The following is a 16,868-nucleotide window of genomic DNA, read 5'->3' as shown; positions in this document are numbered from 1 at the left end:
GCACCGCAATATAAAGATCGCGGCCGCCGTAAGCGGGTGAATTGCCAGTTGCGGGCATTTGCGATATCGGCGGTCGAGACGCCGCATCGCCAAAACCTTGGAACGGGCTTACATTCGAGCATGGCCGACGAACGGAGCAGACCCTTGCGCAGGAAGAGGAGCCGGCAGAAGCGGAAGGCGGAACGCGTCCTGCAATGGACACTCGTCGTCGTTGTCGCGGTGCTTTCGGTCTATTTCGTCTCCCGCCTTGCCGCTCCCTATCTCGTGTCGAGCAGCCTCGTGCGGTCGGCGATGGAACGGGCCGTGGCGGAATGGACCGGACACACCGTCCGGATCGACGGGACGCCGGAAATCTCCTTCTTCCCCGAGCCGCGGATCACCCTCAACGCCGTGCGGATCAGCAAACCGACTGCCGAGGGAGACAAGGTGCTGGCCGAAATCGAACGGCTCTCCGCCTCTTTCGGCTTACTCGATGCCGTCCGTGGCGCGCCGGAATTCCGCGAGTTTCGCCTCGGGCGTCCACGCGTCTTCGTCGAGCGCGACGAGCAAGGGCGGCTTGACTGGGCGAGCGAGGGACGCCTGAGCAGCGCGGTGAAGAGCGTTCGTCCGCGCGAGGGCCGACACCAGACGCTGGAGGCAGCCGCCGATGCGGAGGTCGGATCGGTGACGGTCGAGGAAGGCAGCATCGCGATCCACGACCAGACCTCGCGGCGGACTTTCGTCGTCGACGGCATTCTGGCCGACGTCTCCTGGCCGCGGCTTTCCTCCGCGCTCACCGCCTATGTCACGCTCCGGATCGGTGGCCGGGAGGCCCGGCTAGATCTCTCGACGCCGCAACCGCTGCTGTTTTTCGGCGGACGCGAGGCATCGATCGGGCTTGCCTGGAGCTCGCCGATCCTGACCGCCTCCTTCGACGGGCGCGCGAGTCTCGCCGGGGACGACCTCATTTCCGGTTCACTGAAAGCCGGCATCGCCGACGTCAAGTCGCTCGCTGCGCTGACCGGCGCGCGCCTGCCCGGCATAGAGACCGCGCGAACCGCCAGCGTTTCCGCCGAACTCGTCAAGACCGGCCGCGACCTGCGGTTCGACCAGTTGGAGCTCACGGTCGACGACGCCCATGCGACCGGCATTCTCGAACTGTCGCCACCGGAGCACGGGCGGCGCCGGCTCTCCGGTACACTCGCCTTCGACCGGATCGACGTGACCCGCCTGCTCGACGCCTTTTCCGAGAAGGACGACGCCGGCGAGGCACCCCCGCGCCAACTCGATTTCGATCTGTCTCTCTCGGCCGGCGAAGCGCGGCTCGCGCCCTTCACGATCGAGAACATCGCCGCGAGCCTGCTCGCGACGAACGACAAGATTCAGTTCGACATTGCCGACGGCACCTTCGCAAGCGGCCGGCTGCAGGCGCGGCTCGATGGCGCCGGCCCGAGTTTTAGGAGCGGCGGAACACTGCAACTGTCGCTCGCCGATGCGGACCTGCCGGATCTTGCCGAACGCCTTGCGCTGAAGGGGCCGCTGCCAAGCGGTCGCGGCTCGCTCGACCTCGTGCTGAAGGCCGACCGTCCCATATGGGCGGCAGACCACACCGGCATCGACGGCACAATACGATTTGCGGCCAGCGCCGGCGCTCTGGGAGGTGTCGATACCACGGCACTGCGTCGCCTCGCCGGTGAAAAGCCTTTCTTCCATCTCAGCGAAGCACTCGGCGCCGACCTGCCCTTCGACACACTGGTCTTCGCAGCGCACCTCTCCGCAGGATCGGCGACGATCGACGAGGCACGACTGGAAGGGCCTTCGGAAGACCTGCAACTCTCCGGCATCATTCCCTATGCAAGCCAGGGGCTTGCGCTTTCAGCCGTTCTCTCACCGCCAGCCGTCGCCGGGCAAACGGCTGTACCGCCGCTTCGCTTCTTCATCGGCGGCTCCTGGCCCGATCCCGTGCTGTCGCCTGCTCCCTGAAGAACGCCGTCACGCCTGGGTCGCGGCGACGTGCTCGTCGCGCAGACGCTGCAATTCGCGCTGCTTGGTGGTGATCGAGGCGATGATGACGCCGATCGTCACGATGCCGATGAGGATGGTGCAGACGGCGTTGATCTCCGGCGTGACCCCCAGGCGAACCTGCGAATAGATCTTGATCGGCAGGGTCGTCGCGCCGGGACCGGTCGTGAAGCTCGAGATGACCAGATCGTCGAGCGACAGCGTGAAGGCAAGCATCCAGCCGGAGACGACGGCCGGCATGATGAGCGGCAGCGTGATCCTGAAGAAGGTCCGGACCGGTGGGCAGCCGAGATCGAGCGCGGCCTCCTCGAGGCTGCGGTCGAAGGTCAGCAGCCGCGACTGCACGACGATCGCGACATAGCACATCGTGAAGGTGATGTGGGCGAGCGTCAGCGTCAGCATGCCGCGATCGAGCCCGACCGCGACAAACAGCAGAAGCAGCGACAGGCCGGTGATGACCTCCGGCATGACGAGCGGCGCGTAGACCATGCCGGAAAACAGAACCCGTCCCGGAAACCGGCCGTAGCGCACCAGCGCCAGCGCCGCCAGCGTGCCGAGAACGGTGCCCAGCGTGGCGCTGAGCAGGCCGACGCGGATCGTCACCCAGGCGGCATCGAGGAGGGCCTGGTTGTGCCAGAGCGCACCGTACCATTTGAGCGAGAAGCCGCCCCACACGGTAACGAGCTTCGAGTCGTTGAAGGAATAGATGACAAGGATCACGATCGGGAGATAGAGGAAGGCGAACCCGATGGTGAGGGCGGTGGCGTCGAACTTGCCGGGTTTCATGGCGTCACCTCACACCTTCTGCTGCTGGTTCTGGAAGATCATGATCGGAATGACCAGAAGCAGCAGGAGCACCACGGCGACCGCCGAGGCGAGCGGCCAGTCGCGGTTGCCGAAGAACTCCGTCCAGAGCGTCTTGCCGATCATCAGCGTGTTCGGGCCGCCGAGCAGATCGGGGATGACGAACTCGCCGGTGATCGGGATGAAGCAGATCATCGAGCCGGCGATCACGCCGGGGATCGACAGCGGGAAAGTGATGCGCCAGAAGGCCTTCCACGGCGGGCACCCGAGGTCGCTCGCCGCCTCCAGGAGCGTGCCGTCGAGCTTTTCGAGCGCCGAATAGAGCGGCAGTACCATGAAGGGCAGATAGGAATAGACGATGCCGATGAAGATCGCCGTTTCGGTGCGGAAGATCTGCACCTGCTGGTCCGGCCCATAGATGTGGAGAGCCTGCAGCACGAGCGTCAAAAGCCCCTCCGGCTTGAGAATGCCGATCCAGGCGTAGACGCGGATCAGGAACGAGGTCCAGAAGGGCAGGATGACGAGCATCAGCAACGTCGGGCGGATGGTCACCGACGCCCGTGCCATGCCGAGCGCGATCGGATAACCGATCAGGAGCAGAAGCAGCGTCGAAATTACCGCGATCCGAAGCGACGACAGGTACGCGCTGTAATAGAGCGGATCCTCGGTGAGGAAGAGATAGTTTTCGAAATCGAGCTGGGAGACGAAGTCGCGAAGCGCGGAAAAGCCCTCGAACACGGGGAGGTAGGGCGGCATCGCGATCGCGGTGTCGGAAAGAGAGATCTTCACGACGATGAAGAAGGGCGCAAGAAAGAAAAGCGCCATCCATGCATATGGAACGAGAACGACGAGCCAGCGTGCCGGACTTGCCTTGGGGAGCGATATCTCTCCGTCCATCACCCTCTCCTCAGCGCGTCAGCACAAGGCCGGCATCGGCCGGCCAGGTCAGCCAGACCATGTCGCCATAGGTGATCGGCCGGTCGACAAGACGGGAGATGTTGGCCTGCGCGGCACGGAAGGTGCGCCCGTCCTCCAGTTTGACGACGAATACCGAAAAGTCACCGAGATAGCCGATGTCCCAGACCTCGCCGTAGAGCGTGTTGGTCGCGGTCTCCGCCGGCTTGTCCAGCGAGATGCGTACCTTTTCGGGGCGAACCGCGAAAGCGACGCTCGCGCCAGGAGCCACGTCGCATTGCTGCTCCACCGCAGCCGTGAAGCTTCCGCAGGAAACCCTGACCACCTCGCTGCCGTTGCGGCCGCCGTTCGTCCGGCCTTCGAAGGTGCCTTCAACGATGTTGATGTCGCCGATGAAATCGGCGACGTAGCGGCTGTTCGGCGCCTCGTAAATCTCGGCAGGCGTCGCAACCTGCACGATGACGCCCTTGTCCATGACGGCGATGCGGTCGGACACCGTCATCGCCTCTTCCTGGTCATGGGTGACGATCAGGAAGGTGAGGCCGAGCGTCGTCTGGATGTCGATCAGCTCGAACTGCGTCTCCTCGCGGAGCTTGCGATCGAGCGCGCCGAGCGGCTCGTCGAGCAACAGCACCTTCGGGCGCTTGGCGAGCGAGCGGGCAAGCGCCACACGCTGACGCTGGCCGCCGGAAAGCTGGTTCGGCTTGCGCTTGGCGAACTGCTCGAGCTTGACGAGCTTCAGCATCTCCTGGACACGCGCGTCGATCTCGCCTTTCGGCAGCTTGTCCTGCTCGAGTCCGAAGGCGATGTTCTTTTCAACCGTCATGTGCGGGAAGAGCGCATAGGACTGGAACATCATGTTGGTCGGCCGCCGGTAGGGCGGCACGCCGGAAATATCCTTACCCTGCAGCAGGATACGCCCCTCGGTCGGCTCTTCGAAGCCCGCGAGCATACGCATCAGCGTGGTCTTGCCGCATCCCGAAGGCCCAAGGAGCGAAAAGAACTCCCGCTCGTAGATATCGAGGCTGAGATTGCTGACCGCCGTGAAGTCACCGAAGCGCTTGGTGACGTTCTCGAAGCGAATGAAGGGCACCGCCCCCGGATCGGTCCATGGTGAGAATTTTCGCTTTACCGGTCCCAGAGACTTCGCCATAGCCCGACCCAAATTCCTGAATGTAAAAGATTATCCCGTGAAAACGACACCGGGCGCGTCAATGCGCGCCCGGTCAATTCGCCTGTGGGTCAGTTGCCCGTTTTTATCTGTGTCCAGACCCGGTTGAGGACACGCTGTTCCTTCGGGCCATACGGCGAGATGGTGAAGAGCTTCTTCATCGTCTCCGGATCGGGATAGACGGAGGGATTCTTGAAGACGCTTTCGTCCAGGAGCGGCTGCGAGGCGAGGTTGCCGTTCGCATACTGGACGTAGTTGGAAGCCTTGGCGATGACATCGGGCTTCATCAGGAAGTTGATGAACTCGTGGGCTTCTTCGACGTTCTGGGCGTCCGCGGGGATCGCCAGGTTGTCGAACCACATATAGGTGCCTTCCTTCGGAATGACGTATTCGATGTGGACACCGTTATTCGCTTCTTCGGCGCGAGCCTTGGCCTGCAGCACGTCGCCGGACCAACCGATGGTCATGCAGATGTCGCCGTTGGCAAGGTCGTCGATGTAGGCCGACGAGTTGAAGGTCTTCACCGACGGACGGATGTTCATGTAGACCTTGCCGCCCTCTTCGAGCTCGGCCGTATCCTTGCTGTCCGGGTTCTTGCCGACATAGTTGAGCGCGATTGCGAAGGTCTCATCCGAGGCATCGAGAATGTTGATGCCGCAGGATTTCAGCTTCTCGGCATTCTCCGGCTTGAAGAGGACGTCCCAGCTGTCGACCGGCACGTCGCCGAGCGCGGCTTTCACCTTGTCGACGTTGTAGCCGATACCGGTCGTGCCCCACATGTAGTTGACGGCGTATTCGTTGCCGGGATCATACTTGGCCAGACGCTCCATGACTTCCGGCCACATGTTCTTCAGGTTCGGCAGCTTCGATTTGTCGAGCTTCTGGAACACGCCGGCCTGGATCTGACGCGCAAGGAAGGGAGCGGTCGGGACGACAACGTCGTAGCCGGAGCCGCCGGCGAGCAGCTTGGTCTCGACCAGTTCGTTGCTGTCGAAGACGTCGTAGACGACCTTGATGCCGGTCTCCTTGGTGAATTCCTCCAGCACCGACTCATCGATGTAGTCCGACCAGTTGTAGACGTGGACCACACGTTCCTGAGCATTCGCGGCGGCCGCAAACAGCAGCGTCGCCGTGGCTGCAGACGCCAAACGGATGAAAGCGGATATCATAATATCTCCTGTCTTATATTCACCGGGCTGGGCGAACGCCCTTCATTATTCTTTGTTTTTTGCAGACTAGAAAGGAAATCGACAGGCGACAAGGGGAAAAAGGTGACCCCCGAGAAGAAGACGTCGCTTACTGGAAGTCGAAGGCGGAGAGGCCGGTCACCATTTCGTCCAGGCCGAGCGGACGTGTCACCGGGGGCTCGGCGCGGGCAAGACAGCCCTGCCTCTCGCAGAGCCGACACACCGTGCCCACCGCCACCGGCGGCAGCCCTCCGGCAACGGCCTGCCCGTAGACCACCTCGTCGCGATAGGCGATGTCGCAACCGAGCAGCAATGCCGTGCGCCGCACCCGCTCGTTGAACCCCGCCTGCGGCCCGTCGAGGGTCCGCGAAACCGTCAGGAAGCCGGCGCCGTCCGGCATCTCCACGTGGTCGACGAGAATTTGCGCCGGCTGGGCGAAGGCGGCGTGAATGTTGAGCTTCGGGCAGCCGCCACCGAACTTCGCCTGCGGGAAGCCGTTCGCACCCGCTTTGCGGAAACGGTGGCCGGCATTGTCGACCTCGAGCATGAAGAAGGGAATGCCTGCGGCGCCCGGACGCTGCAGCATGGTCAGCCGGTTCGCCACCTGCTCGTAGGATACCGAAAACCGCGAGCGCAGGACGTCAACATCATATCGGGCACGCTGGGCAGCCGAAAGAAAGGCGCCGTAAGGCATGGTAAGCGCGTGGGCGGCATAGCGGGCGAGCTCGAAGCGGCCGAGCCGCTTCGCCTCGCCGGTCGAGAAGGAGAGCGCCTCCAGCTCGGCGAGAATTTCCTCGCCGAGCGCCAGCAGACAGACCTCCATGGCGATTTCACGCAGATGATCGAAGGGCGAGAGCCGCTCGGACAGGAAGAGCCGCATCGAATGGCGGTCGTAGCGCCGACGCAGATTGGGCATCGCGTGGATCGGCAGCGTTCGGACGACGATGCCATGTTTCGCGCGAAGCCAGCTCTTCAGCGCGACGGCGAGATCATCACCCGCCGAAAGGGCGAGCCCGGCATGAAAGGCTTCCGCCGCATCCTCGATCCGCGCGAAGAAATTCGACCGTTTTTCGAAGGTCTCGCGCACCTCGTCGATCGGAAGTCTCGTACCGGAAAGCGAGGTCGCATGGCCCTCCCGGGCCAGAAGCTCGGCAAGATCACTCAGACGGCTCGCCTGCTCGCGATAGGCCCGATAGAGCTTTATCACCCCGTTAGCCGCGTTTGGCGCGGCTTCCGCCACCTCGATCAATTCTTGGTCGCCCGGCACCTCACCGGCGAGCAGCGGATCGGCGAAGACCTCGCGCAACTGGCTCGCGGTGCCGCCAGCCTCTCCTTGCAGTTCGTCGAGATCGACCTTGTAGACGGCCGCGAGCTTCAGCAGGAGTTGGACCGTCAGCGGGCGCTGGTTGCGCTCGATGAGGTTCAGGTAGGAGGGCGAGATTTCCAGCGCCTCGGCCATGGCCGTCTGGGTAAGGCCGAGACCGTTACGGATACGCCGGACCCTTGGGCCCGCAAAGATCTTGTGTTCCGCCATTTTACATACCTTTACAGAACGAGCCCGTCCTGATGCCTAGGGGCAGCTTTACTATTTTTACAATTTTACAGCTCCTCATTGTCAAACGCAAGACATTCTAACCTCTTTCATCCTGTTGTTTTCTCGAATTTTCTGGCCGTTTTTTGCGCCGCACTGTAAATGTCGTCACATCAAGAGCGAGGAGCCGCCGATCGAAAAATTGGGCTCCTTGGGCACCGGAGCAAAAGGGAGTTTGCTATGACTGATTTTTACAATCTCGTTCCGAGCGCACCGAAGGACCGCTATGACGGTATCCAGCGCCCGTACGCGCCGGAAGACGTCAAGCGCCTGCGCGGGTCGGTCGAGATCAAGTATTCGCTCGCCGAAATGGGTGCGAACCGCCTGTGGAAGCTGATCAACGAAGAACCCTTCGTCAACGCGCTCGGTGCACTCTCCGGCAACCAGGCCATGCAGATGGTCCGCGCCGGCCTGAAGGCGATCTATCTCTCCGGCTGGCAGGTCGCCGCGGACGCCAACACCGCCTCCGCCATGTATCCGGACCAGTCGCTCTATCCGGCGAACGCCGCACCGGAACTTGCACGCCGCATCAACCGCACGCTGCAGCGCGCTGACCAGATCGAGACCCAGGAAGGCAAGGGCCTTTCGGTCGACACCTGGTTCGCCCCGATCGTTGCCGACGCGGAAGCAGGCTTCGGCGGTCCGCTCAACGCCTTCGAGATCATGAAGGCCTTCATCGAGGCGGGCGCTGCCGGCGTTCACTTCGAGGACCAGCTGGCATCGGAAAAGAAGTGCGGCCATCTCGGCGGCAAGGTTCTGATCCCGACCGCCGCGCACATCCGCAACCTGACCGCTGCCCGCCTCGCCGCCGACGTCATGGGTGTTCCGACGCTGATCGTCGCCCGTACCGACGCGGAAGCCGCAAAGCTCCTGACGTCGGACATCGACGAGCGCGACAAGCCCTTCGTCGACTATGACGCCGGCCGGACCGCGGAAGGCTTCTACCAGGTCAAGAACGGCATCGAGCCCTGCATCGCCCGTGCGATCTCTTACGCTCCCTACTGTGACCTGATCTGGATGGAAACCGGCAAGCCGGACCTCGAACAGGCCCGCAAGTTCGCAGAGGCCGTGCAGAAGGCCCATCCGGGCAAGAAGCTCGCCTACAACTGCTCGCCGTCGTTCAACTGGAAGAAGAACCTCGACGACGCGACGATCGCCAAGTTCCAGAAGGAGCTGGGTGCGATGGGCTACAAGTTCCAGTTCATCACGCTCGCCGGCTTCCATCAGCTGAACTTCGGCATGTTCGAGCTCGCCCGTGGCTACAAGGATCGCCAGATGGCGGCCTATTCGGAGCTACAGCAGGCGGAATTCGCGGCCGAGGCAAACGGCTACACGGCGACCAAGCACCAGCGCGAAGTCGGCACCGGTTACTTCGACGCCGTCTCGCTCGCCATCACCGCCGGCCAGTCCTCGACGACCGCGATGAAGGAATCGACCGAAACCGAGCAGTTCAAGCCGGCGGCTGAATAAGGATCGCACCCTCCCCTTGGGGGGGAGGGTCGGCACACAAGTGCCGGGGTGGGGTGACCTTCGCAACCGCTAAAGGTTCACCCCCACCCGCAGCTACGCTGCGACCTCTCCCCTCAAGGGGGAGGTGCTTCAAGAACCCCGTATATAAGAGGAGAAATGCAATGACACCCCAGACCCGAGTCAAGGAACGCGCAGAAGAACAGGCATCGGCAATGACCGCCGAGCAACAGGCAATGATCCGCATGGTCGCAAACGACCTGCACCGCCTGAACCAATCCGTCATGAAGGCCGTCGACGCCGGCGTATCCGTCGAGCTCGTCCGCTCCGCGCGCCATCACGGCGGCGACGGCAACTGGGGTGACCTGCTGATCCCGGTCATCGTTACCCAGGGCCGCAACGCCGCCTGAGGAAGACTATCCCCACCGGCGCCGATGGGCGCCGGAACTTGCCCGCGCGAGCCCCGGCAGAGGAATCCGGGCACCTGCGCGGGCTTATTTTTTCCGTAGACGGATCAGGTTTGGCCTCGCAGGCGCTTCCGTCCGGCGCGAGAGTTCGGTCGCGAACTGCGACATCTGCTGGCCGTCGCCCTGGTGCGCTACCAGACAAGTAGGCCAAAGGGCCGCCCGACGATGGGACTTCAAGCCAGGGGGCGTTTCCCGCAGAAGAGGTCCTCATGCGCCTTCAAGAGCCGCGACAGGCGGTCGGCGACGGTTCGTATCTCCCGTCGGTGGCGGTCGTCGTTGTTCATCACGATCCACTGACGGTGCCGCAGTTCGGCGATCTCGGGCCCCGCTCGCTCGAGCTTCGGCTCAAGATCACCGACGAAGCAAGGCAGAACGGCAATCCCCGCGCCGGCAAGCGCAAGGTCGCGCAGCGAGCGCGGACGATTGACTGTCACTACGATGTTCTCGGCCTTGTTCTGGTGCGGCCAGCGCAGATAGGCGGAAATCGCGTTTTCGGTGTCGACCGCCAGCCAGCGGCCCGGTCCGTGATCTGCCGTGTTGCGCGCCCGGTAAGGGGCGTAAGCGGTGGTGCCGACCGGGATTTTGGCGAGGTTCAGTTCCTCTGGCTCGAAGGCGCGGATGCCGATATCGCACTCACGGTGAGCCAGGGCCGCCCGTTGCTCGGCGATGTGGAGATCGATACGGAACGGATCGCGCTCGGTAAGCAGCGCCGGAAAATTCTCGCTGACGAGCCATGCGATCCAGGTCCCGGCCGCCAGCCTGACCAGTGCCGGAGCCGCGGCTTCTTCGCGCCACGCTTCTATGCGGCGGGCCGCTGCCTCCATGTCGCCCAACTGTTCCAGCAGTCGCCGGCCGTCGCCCGTGAGGGCATAGCCGGTCTGGCTGCGTACGAAGAGCGGACGGCCGATCCGGCGCTCGAACTCGATCATCCGCCGGCCGATGGTGGCCGGACTCAACCCGGTCTCTCCGGCCGCGCCGGAAAGGCCCCCATGCCGAGCGACGAGCAGGAAAATCTGGTAGGCGTCCCAGGATGCATTTTTCATGGGTGAAAAATGTAATGCATTTTCGTCGGTTTATGAAGCAAATTTGGCGCTATAGATAAGTGGATGTGTTTCACCCAGAGGAGATACATCCATGTACGAATTCGCAGGATTGCTGCTCGCCCGCCTGATCTCGTCGCAGCCCGCCGTACGGCCGCCGACGCTCGCAGAGGAGGATGCCTATTATGCGCGCTTCGGCGAGGCTCCGTGGCAAAGGGCTCGCAAAATCTTCGCCCGGTCGTTTGGCCGGGCGGAGACAGTCGCCGCGGACGGGGAGGAACAAGCCGCCTCGTCCGGAGGCAGCGTTGTGGCAATGGCCTGTCGCCTACAGGGCGAGTACGGCGAAGGCCATCAGAATGCAGCAGGCGGCAAAACCGAGGGGGGCCGTGCGCCGAAGAAGGACGCGGCGATCATCCTGCGCCCTGGCAATGGCGATTGCGCGTGCTCTGCGATTTGACTGTCTCATCACTGCTACCCCACGAATACTGTTGAGCAACCTAGTCCACGGTTGTCGCGGTTCGCCACTCGACAAGATGTCGCAACGACGATCGTCGTATCCCGTCGGACGAGCATGCGCCCGGCCCGTTAACAAGTGCTGAAAAAGCGTATCACGCGCTCTCGCCGGCGGCATGGCCGGAGGCCCAGGCCCACTGGAAGTTGTAGCCGCCGAGCCAGCCGGTGACATCGACACACTCGCCGACGAAATAGAGACCCGGCACCCGCTTCGCCATCATCGTCTTCGAGTCGAGTTCCGCCGTATCGATACCGCCGAGGGTCACCTCCGCCGTGCGATAACCCTCCGAACCGGCCGGCTTTATCGGCCAGTTGCCGAGGAAGGCGGCGATCTGCCCGAGCGCCTGATCGGACAGATCCGCGAGCGGCCTGTCGACGGCGAGCCGTTCGACGACATATTGCGCAAGCCGTTTCGGCAAATGCCGGGCGAGTACGGTCTGCACCGCCTGCCGGCCGTTCTCGCGCTTCGCCGCCTTGAGCAGCGTGGCAAAATCGACATCCGGCACGAGCGACAAGATAACCTCGTCGCCTTCCCGCCAGTAGCTCGAGATCTGCAGGATCGCCGGACCGCTCAGGCCACGGTGGGTGAAAAGCAGCGCCTCCCGGAAGGACGTCTTGCCGTGCCGCACCTCGGCATCGACGGAAACGCCGGCGAGCGGCGCAAGATCGGCAAGCAGCGCAAGATCGAGCGTCAGCGGCACGAGCCCGGGGCGCGTCTCGGTCACCTTCAGGTCGAAGTCGGCGGCGACGCGGTAGGCGAACCCCGTCGCGCCCATCTTCGGAATCGACTTGCCACCGGTGGCAATCACCACGGAAGCGGCGCGGATTTCTCCGTCCGTCGTTTGCAGGCGAAGGCCGTCCTCACCCTTTTCGATCGCGGAGATCTCGATGCCAAGCCGCAGGTCGACACCGCCCGAGCGCATCTCGTCGAGCAGCATACGGATGATATCCTTGGCACTGTCGTCGCAGAACAACTGGCCGAGCGTCTTTTCGTGCCAGGGGATCCCGTGGCGATCGACCATCGCGATGAAATCGGCCGGCGTGAAGCGGGCGAGTGCGGATTTGGCGAAATGCGGATTGGCCGAGAGGAAGTTCCTCGGCCCGGCATGGATATTGGTGAAGTTGCAGCGGCCACCGCCCGAGATGCGGATTTTCTCGCCCGGCGCGCGGGCGTGATCGAGCACCACCACCCGGCGGCCGCGCTTGCCCGCGACGAGCGCACACATCATGCCCGCGGCACCCGCCCCTATCACAGCAACATCAAATATACCCGCCAAGTCCCGGCCCTCTGACAAAGAAGACCTGTGTTTTCGATCGGCGCCGTAAAGTCAATGTCGTTTCCCCCCTCGCCAATTTACGAAGTCCGGTTATGATGGCGCCATCAACAACCCAACCGGTGAGACATGCCTGCAAAGAAAACAATGCTCAGACCCCATGGCGCGGCATCAAAAAAGGCAAGCATTCCTCCGGACATCCAGTCGACCCGCGGTGTAAAGACCTGGAAGGACGCCACTGCCTGGCTTCGTGCCCGCGGCATCGAGGACATCGAATGCATCACGCCGGACCTCGCGGGCGTCCCGCGCGGCAAGATGATGCCGACGTCGAAGTTCACCGGCGACACATCGCTCGCCCTGCCTTCGGCGCTCTACCGCCACACGATCTCCGGCGAATACCCGGAAGAGAGCGGCCAGTTCCGCTACGAGCCGCGCGACAGCGACCTGAAGCTCGTGCCCGACCTTTCGACCCTTTCCGTCGTGCCATGGGAAACCGACCCGACCGCACAGGTCATCTGCGACGTGGTCGGATCGAACGGCGAGCAGGTTTCCTACACGCCGCGCAACGTCCTGAAGAACGTCATGCGGCTCTACGAGGAAAAGGGCTGGCGGCCGGTCGTCGCGCCGGAAATCGAGTTCTATCTCGTCGCCATGAACGACGACCCCGACTATCCGCTGCATCCGCCGAAAGGCCGGTCCGGCCGTTCGATCCTCGGTGGCCAGGGCTACTCGATCGCCGGCATCAACGAGTTCGACGAACTTATCGACGACATCTACCACTTCTCCGAAAAGCAGGGGCTCGAGATCGACACCCTCATTCACGAGGAGGGGCCGGCCCAGCTCGAGATCAACCTGCGCCATGGCGATCCGATCGAGCTCGCCGACCAGGTCTTCCTGTTCAAGCGGACGATCCGCGAGGCGGCGCTGAAGCACGGCATCTACGCGACCTTCATGGCCAAGCCCATGCAGGGGCAGCCGGGTTCGGCCATGCACATCCACCAGTCCGTCGTCCACATGGATACGGGCAAGAACATCTTCTCCAATCCGGACGGGTCGGCGTCGAAGGAATTCTTCCACTTCATCGGCGGCATGCAGGCCTTCGTGCCGAAGGCCCTCGTCATGATGGCGCCCTATGTGAACTCCTATCGCCGGCTGACCCCGGACATGTCCGCGCCGGTCAACAATGCCTGGGGCTACGACAACCGCACCACCGCGTTCCGTGTGCCGGTGTCGAACGCCGCCGCCCGCCGCGTCGAAAACCGCCTGCCGAGCTCGGACGCCAACCCGTACCTCGCGCTCGCCGCCTCGCTCGCCGCCGGCTATCTCGGCATCGTCAGGGGCGCGGAACCGACGGAAGCCTCCGAAGGCACCGCGAACGAAGGTTCCGTCGAACTGCCGCGCGGGTTGCTCGAGGCCGTATCGGTGATGGAATCCGAACCGGCGCTCGCCGAGGTGCTCGGCGACGAGTTCATCGGGCTCTATGCCGGCGTCAAGCGCGGGGAATTCGAGACCTTCATGCAGGTGATCAGCCCGTGGGAACGCGAGTTCCTGTTGCTGAACGTTTAAGGGGCTTCCATGACCTGGCAAAGCCCGATCGCGCCAGGGATCTCCTGGTACCAGGCAACCGTCGGCGAGCGTCCCGAATATCCGGCGCTCGACGGCTCGACCACGGCCGATGTCGCCATCGTCGGCGGTGGCTATACCGGCTTGCAGGCCGCTTACACCCTCGCCAGGGGCGGTGTTTCGGTCGTCCTGATCGAGGCCTGCCGGATCGGCGACGGCGCTTCCGGTCGCAACGGCGGGCAGTTGGGCACCGGCCAGCGCGCCTACCCGGATGAGCTCGAAGCCGAACTCGGCTACGAACGGTCGAAGGCACTGTTCGACCTTGCCGAACACGCGAAGAAATACCTCCTCGACTTCGCCGCCGAACACGGCATCGACATGGAGTTCATGCCGGGGCAGATGAACGTCGCCCACAAGCCGGGGCATGAGAAGGAGTACCGGCACACAGCCGAGATCGCCGCGACCCGCTACAGCTATCCGCATCTGCGGTTCATGGATGCGAAAGAGACTGCCGAACGCCTCGGCTCCAGCCATTACCATTACGGCGTCCATGACAGCGGAACCGGTCACATCCACCCGCTGAAGCTGGTGGTCGGGCTGGCGCGTGCGGCAAGCGCTGCAGGCGCCGCAATCCACGAGATGACGCCGGCCGCCGCCATCCGGCAGGCCGGCGGCAAGACGCTGATCGACACGCCGAAGGGGACGATCACCGCGAACCGCGTGCTGATCGCCACCAATGCCTATATCGGCAATCTCGAACCGGTCACCGCCGCTCACGTGATGCCGATCCGCTCCTTCATCGGGGCGACCGTGCCGCTCGACAAATTCCCGGGCGTCATCCCCGGCGGCGAGGCCGTCGCCGATTCCCGTTTCGTCGTCCGCTATTTCCGCAAATCCCGCGACGGCCGGCTGCTCTTCGGCGGCCGCGAGGCCTATACGGCCGATGCACCGCGGGACATCTCGGCCCACATCCGCCGGCAGATCGCCGAGATCTATCCGGAGCTCAGCACGATCGAGATCACCCATGGCTGGGGCGGCTCGGTCGGCATCACGATGCCGCGCAAGCCTTTCGTTCGCGAGGTGATGCCGGGCGTCACCTCGATCGGCGGCTATTCCGGCCACGGCGTCATGCTGTCGAACTACTGCGGCAAGCTCTATGGCGAGATGGTGCTCGGGCGTTCGTCGGAGCTCGAATACCTGAGGGACCTGAAAATCCGGCCCTTCCCCGGCGGTCCGCGGCTCCGCAGCCCGCTCCTCTTCCTCGCGTTGACGTGGTATGCGTTGAGGGACCGGTTCTGAACTTTTCGCGATCACGCGCGAAATCGGCCTCGCCCTACTGGCTTTTTTAAATCGATTAGATTAGAAACGCACCAACGTTTCCGACTGAGAGATGCCTCGCATGAGCAGCCAGATTATCCCCGTTGAGCCCTTTGACTACGTCGTCTTCGGCGGCACCGGCGATCTTGCAGAACGCAAGCTCTTGCCAGCGCTCTATCACCGGCAGCTCGCCGGCCAGCTGACCGAGCCGACCCGCATCATCGGTGCGTCGCGCACGCCGCTTTCCGACGACGACTACCGCAAGTTCGCCGAGAACGCGCTGAAGGAGCATCTGCGGCAGGGCGAATACGACGACGCCGAGGTCGCGAAGTTCTGTGCTCGCATTTTCTACGTTCCGGTCGATGCGAAGTCGCCGGAGGGGTGGGACCGGCTGAAGACGCTGCTCGACGACGGCAAGGATATCGTGCGTGCCTTCTATCTGGCCGTCTCGCCTTCGATCTTCGGCGACATCGCCGACAAGATCCGCGATTTCGACCTCATCACCAAATCCACGCGCATCGTCGTCGAAAAGCCGATCGGTCGCGACCTCGCCTCCGCGCAGGCGCTGAACGACACGATCGGCAAGGTCTTCAAGGAAGAACAGATCTTCCGCATCGACCACTATCTCGGCAAGGAGACGGTGCAGAACCTGATGGCGCTCAGGTTTGCCAACGCGCTTTATGAGCCGCTGTGGAACTCGGCCCATATCGACCACGTGCAGATCACGGTCGCCGAATCGGTCGGCCTCGAAGGCCGCGTCAGCTACTACGACAAGGCCGGCGCGTTGCGTGATATGGTGCAGAACCACATCCTGCAGCTTCTCTGCCTCGTCGCCATGGAAGCGCCGAACTCGATGGATGCGGAAGCCGTCCGCGACGAGAAGCTCAAGGTGCTGCGCTCGCTGAAGCCGATCGACCCCTCGAACGTCGAGCGGCTGACGGTGCGTGGCCAGTACAGGGCCGGCGCCTCCGCCGGTGGCCCGGTCAAGGGCTATACCGAGGAACTAGAAGGCCCCTCCGACACGGAAACCTTCGTGGCCATCAAGGCCGAGATCGGCAACTGGCGCTGGGCCGGCGTGCCCTTCTACCTGCGCACCGGCAAGCGGCTCGCAACCCGCATGTCGGAAATCGTCATCACCTTCAAGCCGATCCCGCATTCGATCTTCGGCGATGCCGCCGGCCGCATCGAGGCGAACAAACTCGTCATCCGCCTGCAGCCGGACGAGGGCGTCAAGCAGTGGCTGATGATCAAGGATCCGGGTCCGGGCGGCATGCGGCTTCGCCACGTCTCGCTCGACATGAGCTTCGCGCAGGCCTTCGACGTGCGCAATCCGGACGCCTATGAGCGCCTGCTGATGGACGTCATCCGCTCCAACCAGACGCTGTTCATGCGCCGCGACGAGGTCGAGGCCGCCTGGCGGTGGGTCGATCCGATCCTGACCGCCTGGGAAGATACCGGGCAGAGGACGCAGGGCTATACGGCCGGCACCTGGGGGCCGAGTCAGGCAATCGCACTCATCGAGCGTGACGGCCGCACCTGGCACGAGATCGAGTAAGCG

The 16,868-nt window shown here is 63.5% G+C and carries 14 protein-coding genes; 7 read left to right on the top strand and 7 right to left on the bottom strand.

Annotated elements, in window-relative coordinates:
• Nucleotides 1-144 precede the first annotated feature (144 nt).
• Nucleotides 145-1,962, top strand: coding sequence for an AsmA family protein (locus tag ACM6UT_RS14395; RefSeq protein ID WP_416798033.1), 1,818 nt, complete (start codon nt 145-147; stop codon nt 1,960-1,962).
• A gap of 9 nt (nt 1,963-1,971) precedes the next feature.
• Here ACM6UT_RS14395 and ACM6UT_RS14390 read toward each other — a convergent pair whose 3' ends face one another.
• From ACM6UT_RS14390 to ACM6UT_RS14370, 5 genes are all read right to left on the bottom strand, one after another.
• Nucleotides 1,972-2,787 (bottom strand): ABC transporter permease, encoded by an 816-nt coding sequence (locus ACM6UT_RS14390; RefSeq protein ID WP_416798032.1) that lies wholly within the window; start codon nt 2,785-2,787, stop codon nt 1,972-1,974.
• Between the two features lie 9 nt (nt 2,788-2,796).
• A complete protein-coding gene (locus tag ACM6UT_RS14385; RefSeq protein WP_416798031.1) occupies nt 2,797-3,702 on the bottom strand; it encodes an ABC transporter permease subunit in 906 nt (301 codons plus the stop codon).
• 10 nt (nt 3,703-3,712) lie between these two features.
• Nucleotides 3,713-4,873, bottom strand: a complete 1,161-nt coding sequence (locus ACM6UT_RS14380) for an ABC transporter ATP-binding protein (RefSeq protein WP_416798030.1) — start codon at nt 4,871-4,873, stop codon at nt 3,713-3,715.
• A gap of 89 nt (nt 4,874-4,962) precedes the next feature.
• Nucleotides 4,963-6,060 carry a polyamine ABC transporter substrate-binding protein gene (locus ACM6UT_RS14375; RefSeq protein ID WP_416798029.1) on the bottom strand — a complete coding sequence of 366 codons (1,098 nt, stop codon included), beginning with the start codon at nt 6,058-6,060 and terminating at the stop codon, nt 4,963-4,965.
• A 127-nt stretch (nt 6,061-6,187) separates the two neighbouring features.
• On the bottom strand, nt 6,188-7,612 hold the full coding sequence (locus ACM6UT_RS14370) for a helix-turn-helix domain-containing protein (RefSeq protein ID WP_416798028.1): 1,425 nt from the start codon (nt 7,610-7,612) through the stop codon (nt 6,188-6,190).
• 237 nt (nt 7,613-7,849) lie between these two features.
• Between ACM6UT_RS14370 and aceA the strand changes: the two genes are divergently transcribed.
• Complete coding sequence (gene aceA / locus ACM6UT_RS14365) at nt 7,850-9,139, top strand: isocitrate lyase (RefSeq protein ID WP_416798027.1); 1,290 nt, start codon at nt 7,850-7,852, stop codon at nt 9,137-9,139.
• A 161-nt stretch (nt 9,140-9,300) separates the two neighbouring features.
• The gene (locus ACM6UT_RS14360) at nt 9,301-9,546 is read left to right on the top strand and encodes an SMc00767 family acetate metabolism repressor (protein WP_112689055.1); all 246 of its coding nucleotides are present in this window, start codon (nt 9,301-9,303) and stop codon (nt 9,544-9,546) included.
• Between the two features lie 230 nt (nt 9,547-9,776).
• Here the strand turns inward: ACM6UT_RS14360 and ACM6UT_RS14355 are convergent, their stop codons facing one another.
• A complete protein-coding gene (locus tag ACM6UT_RS14355) occupies nt 9,777-10,646 on the bottom strand; it encodes a LysR family transcriptional regulator (protein ID WP_416798026.1) in 870 nt (289 codons plus the stop codon).
• A gap of 91 nt (nt 10,647-10,737) precedes the next feature.
• On the opposite strand from ACM6UT_RS14355, the gene ACM6UT_RS14350 reads away from it, so the two are divergent.
• On the top strand, nt 10,738-11,100 hold the full coding sequence (locus ACM6UT_RS14350) for a hypothetical protein (RefSeq protein ID WP_416798025.1): 363 nt from the start codon (nt 10,738-10,740) through the stop codon (nt 11,098-11,100).
• A gap of 151 nt (nt 11,101-11,251) precedes the next feature.
• Here the strand turns inward: ACM6UT_RS14350 and ACM6UT_RS14345 are convergent, their stop codons facing one another.
• Entirely contained in the window at nt 11,252-12,451 is a 1,200-nt protein-coding gene (locus ACM6UT_RS14345) for a BaiN/RdsA family NAD(P)/FAD-dependent oxidoreductase (protein ID WP_416798024.1), read from the bottom strand.
• 108 nt (nt 12,452-12,559) lie between these two features.
• On the opposite strand from ACM6UT_RS14345, the gene ACM6UT_RS14340 reads away from it, so the two are divergent.
• The 3 genes from ACM6UT_RS14340 to zwf all read left to right on the top strand — a co-directional run bounded on the left by ACM6UT_RS14340 (nt 12,560) and on the right by zwf (nt 16,865).
• On the top strand, nt 12,560-13,996 hold the full coding sequence (locus ACM6UT_RS14340; RefSeq protein WP_416798023.1) for a glutamine synthetase family protein: 1,437 nt from the start codon (nt 12,560-12,562) through the stop codon (nt 13,994-13,996).
• Between the two features lie 9 nt (nt 13,997-14,005).
• Nucleotides 14,006-15,292 (top strand): NAD(P)/FAD-dependent oxidoreductase, encoded by a 1,287-nt coding sequence (locus tag ACM6UT_RS14335; protein WP_416798022.1) that lies wholly within the window; start codon nt 14,006-14,008, stop codon nt 15,290-15,292.
• Between the two features lie 100 nt (nt 15,293-15,392).
• Entirely contained in the window at nt 15,393-16,865 is a 1,473-nt protein-coding gene (gene zwf / locus ACM6UT_RS14330; protein WP_416798021.1) for a glucose-6-phosphate dehydrogenase, read from the top strand.
• Nucleotides 16,866-16,868 lie beyond the last annotated feature (3 nt).

The sequence above is a fragment of the Ciceribacter azotifigens genome, from assembly GCF_048159625.1.
In the GTDB taxonomy this organism is placed as follows: domain Bacteria; phylum Pseudomonadota; class Alphaproteobacteria; order Rhizobiales; family Rhizobiaceae; genus Allorhizobium; species Allorhizobium azotifigens.
Note: the sequence above shows the minus strand (reverse complement) of the source record. Positions and strands in the feature narration are given on the sequence as shown.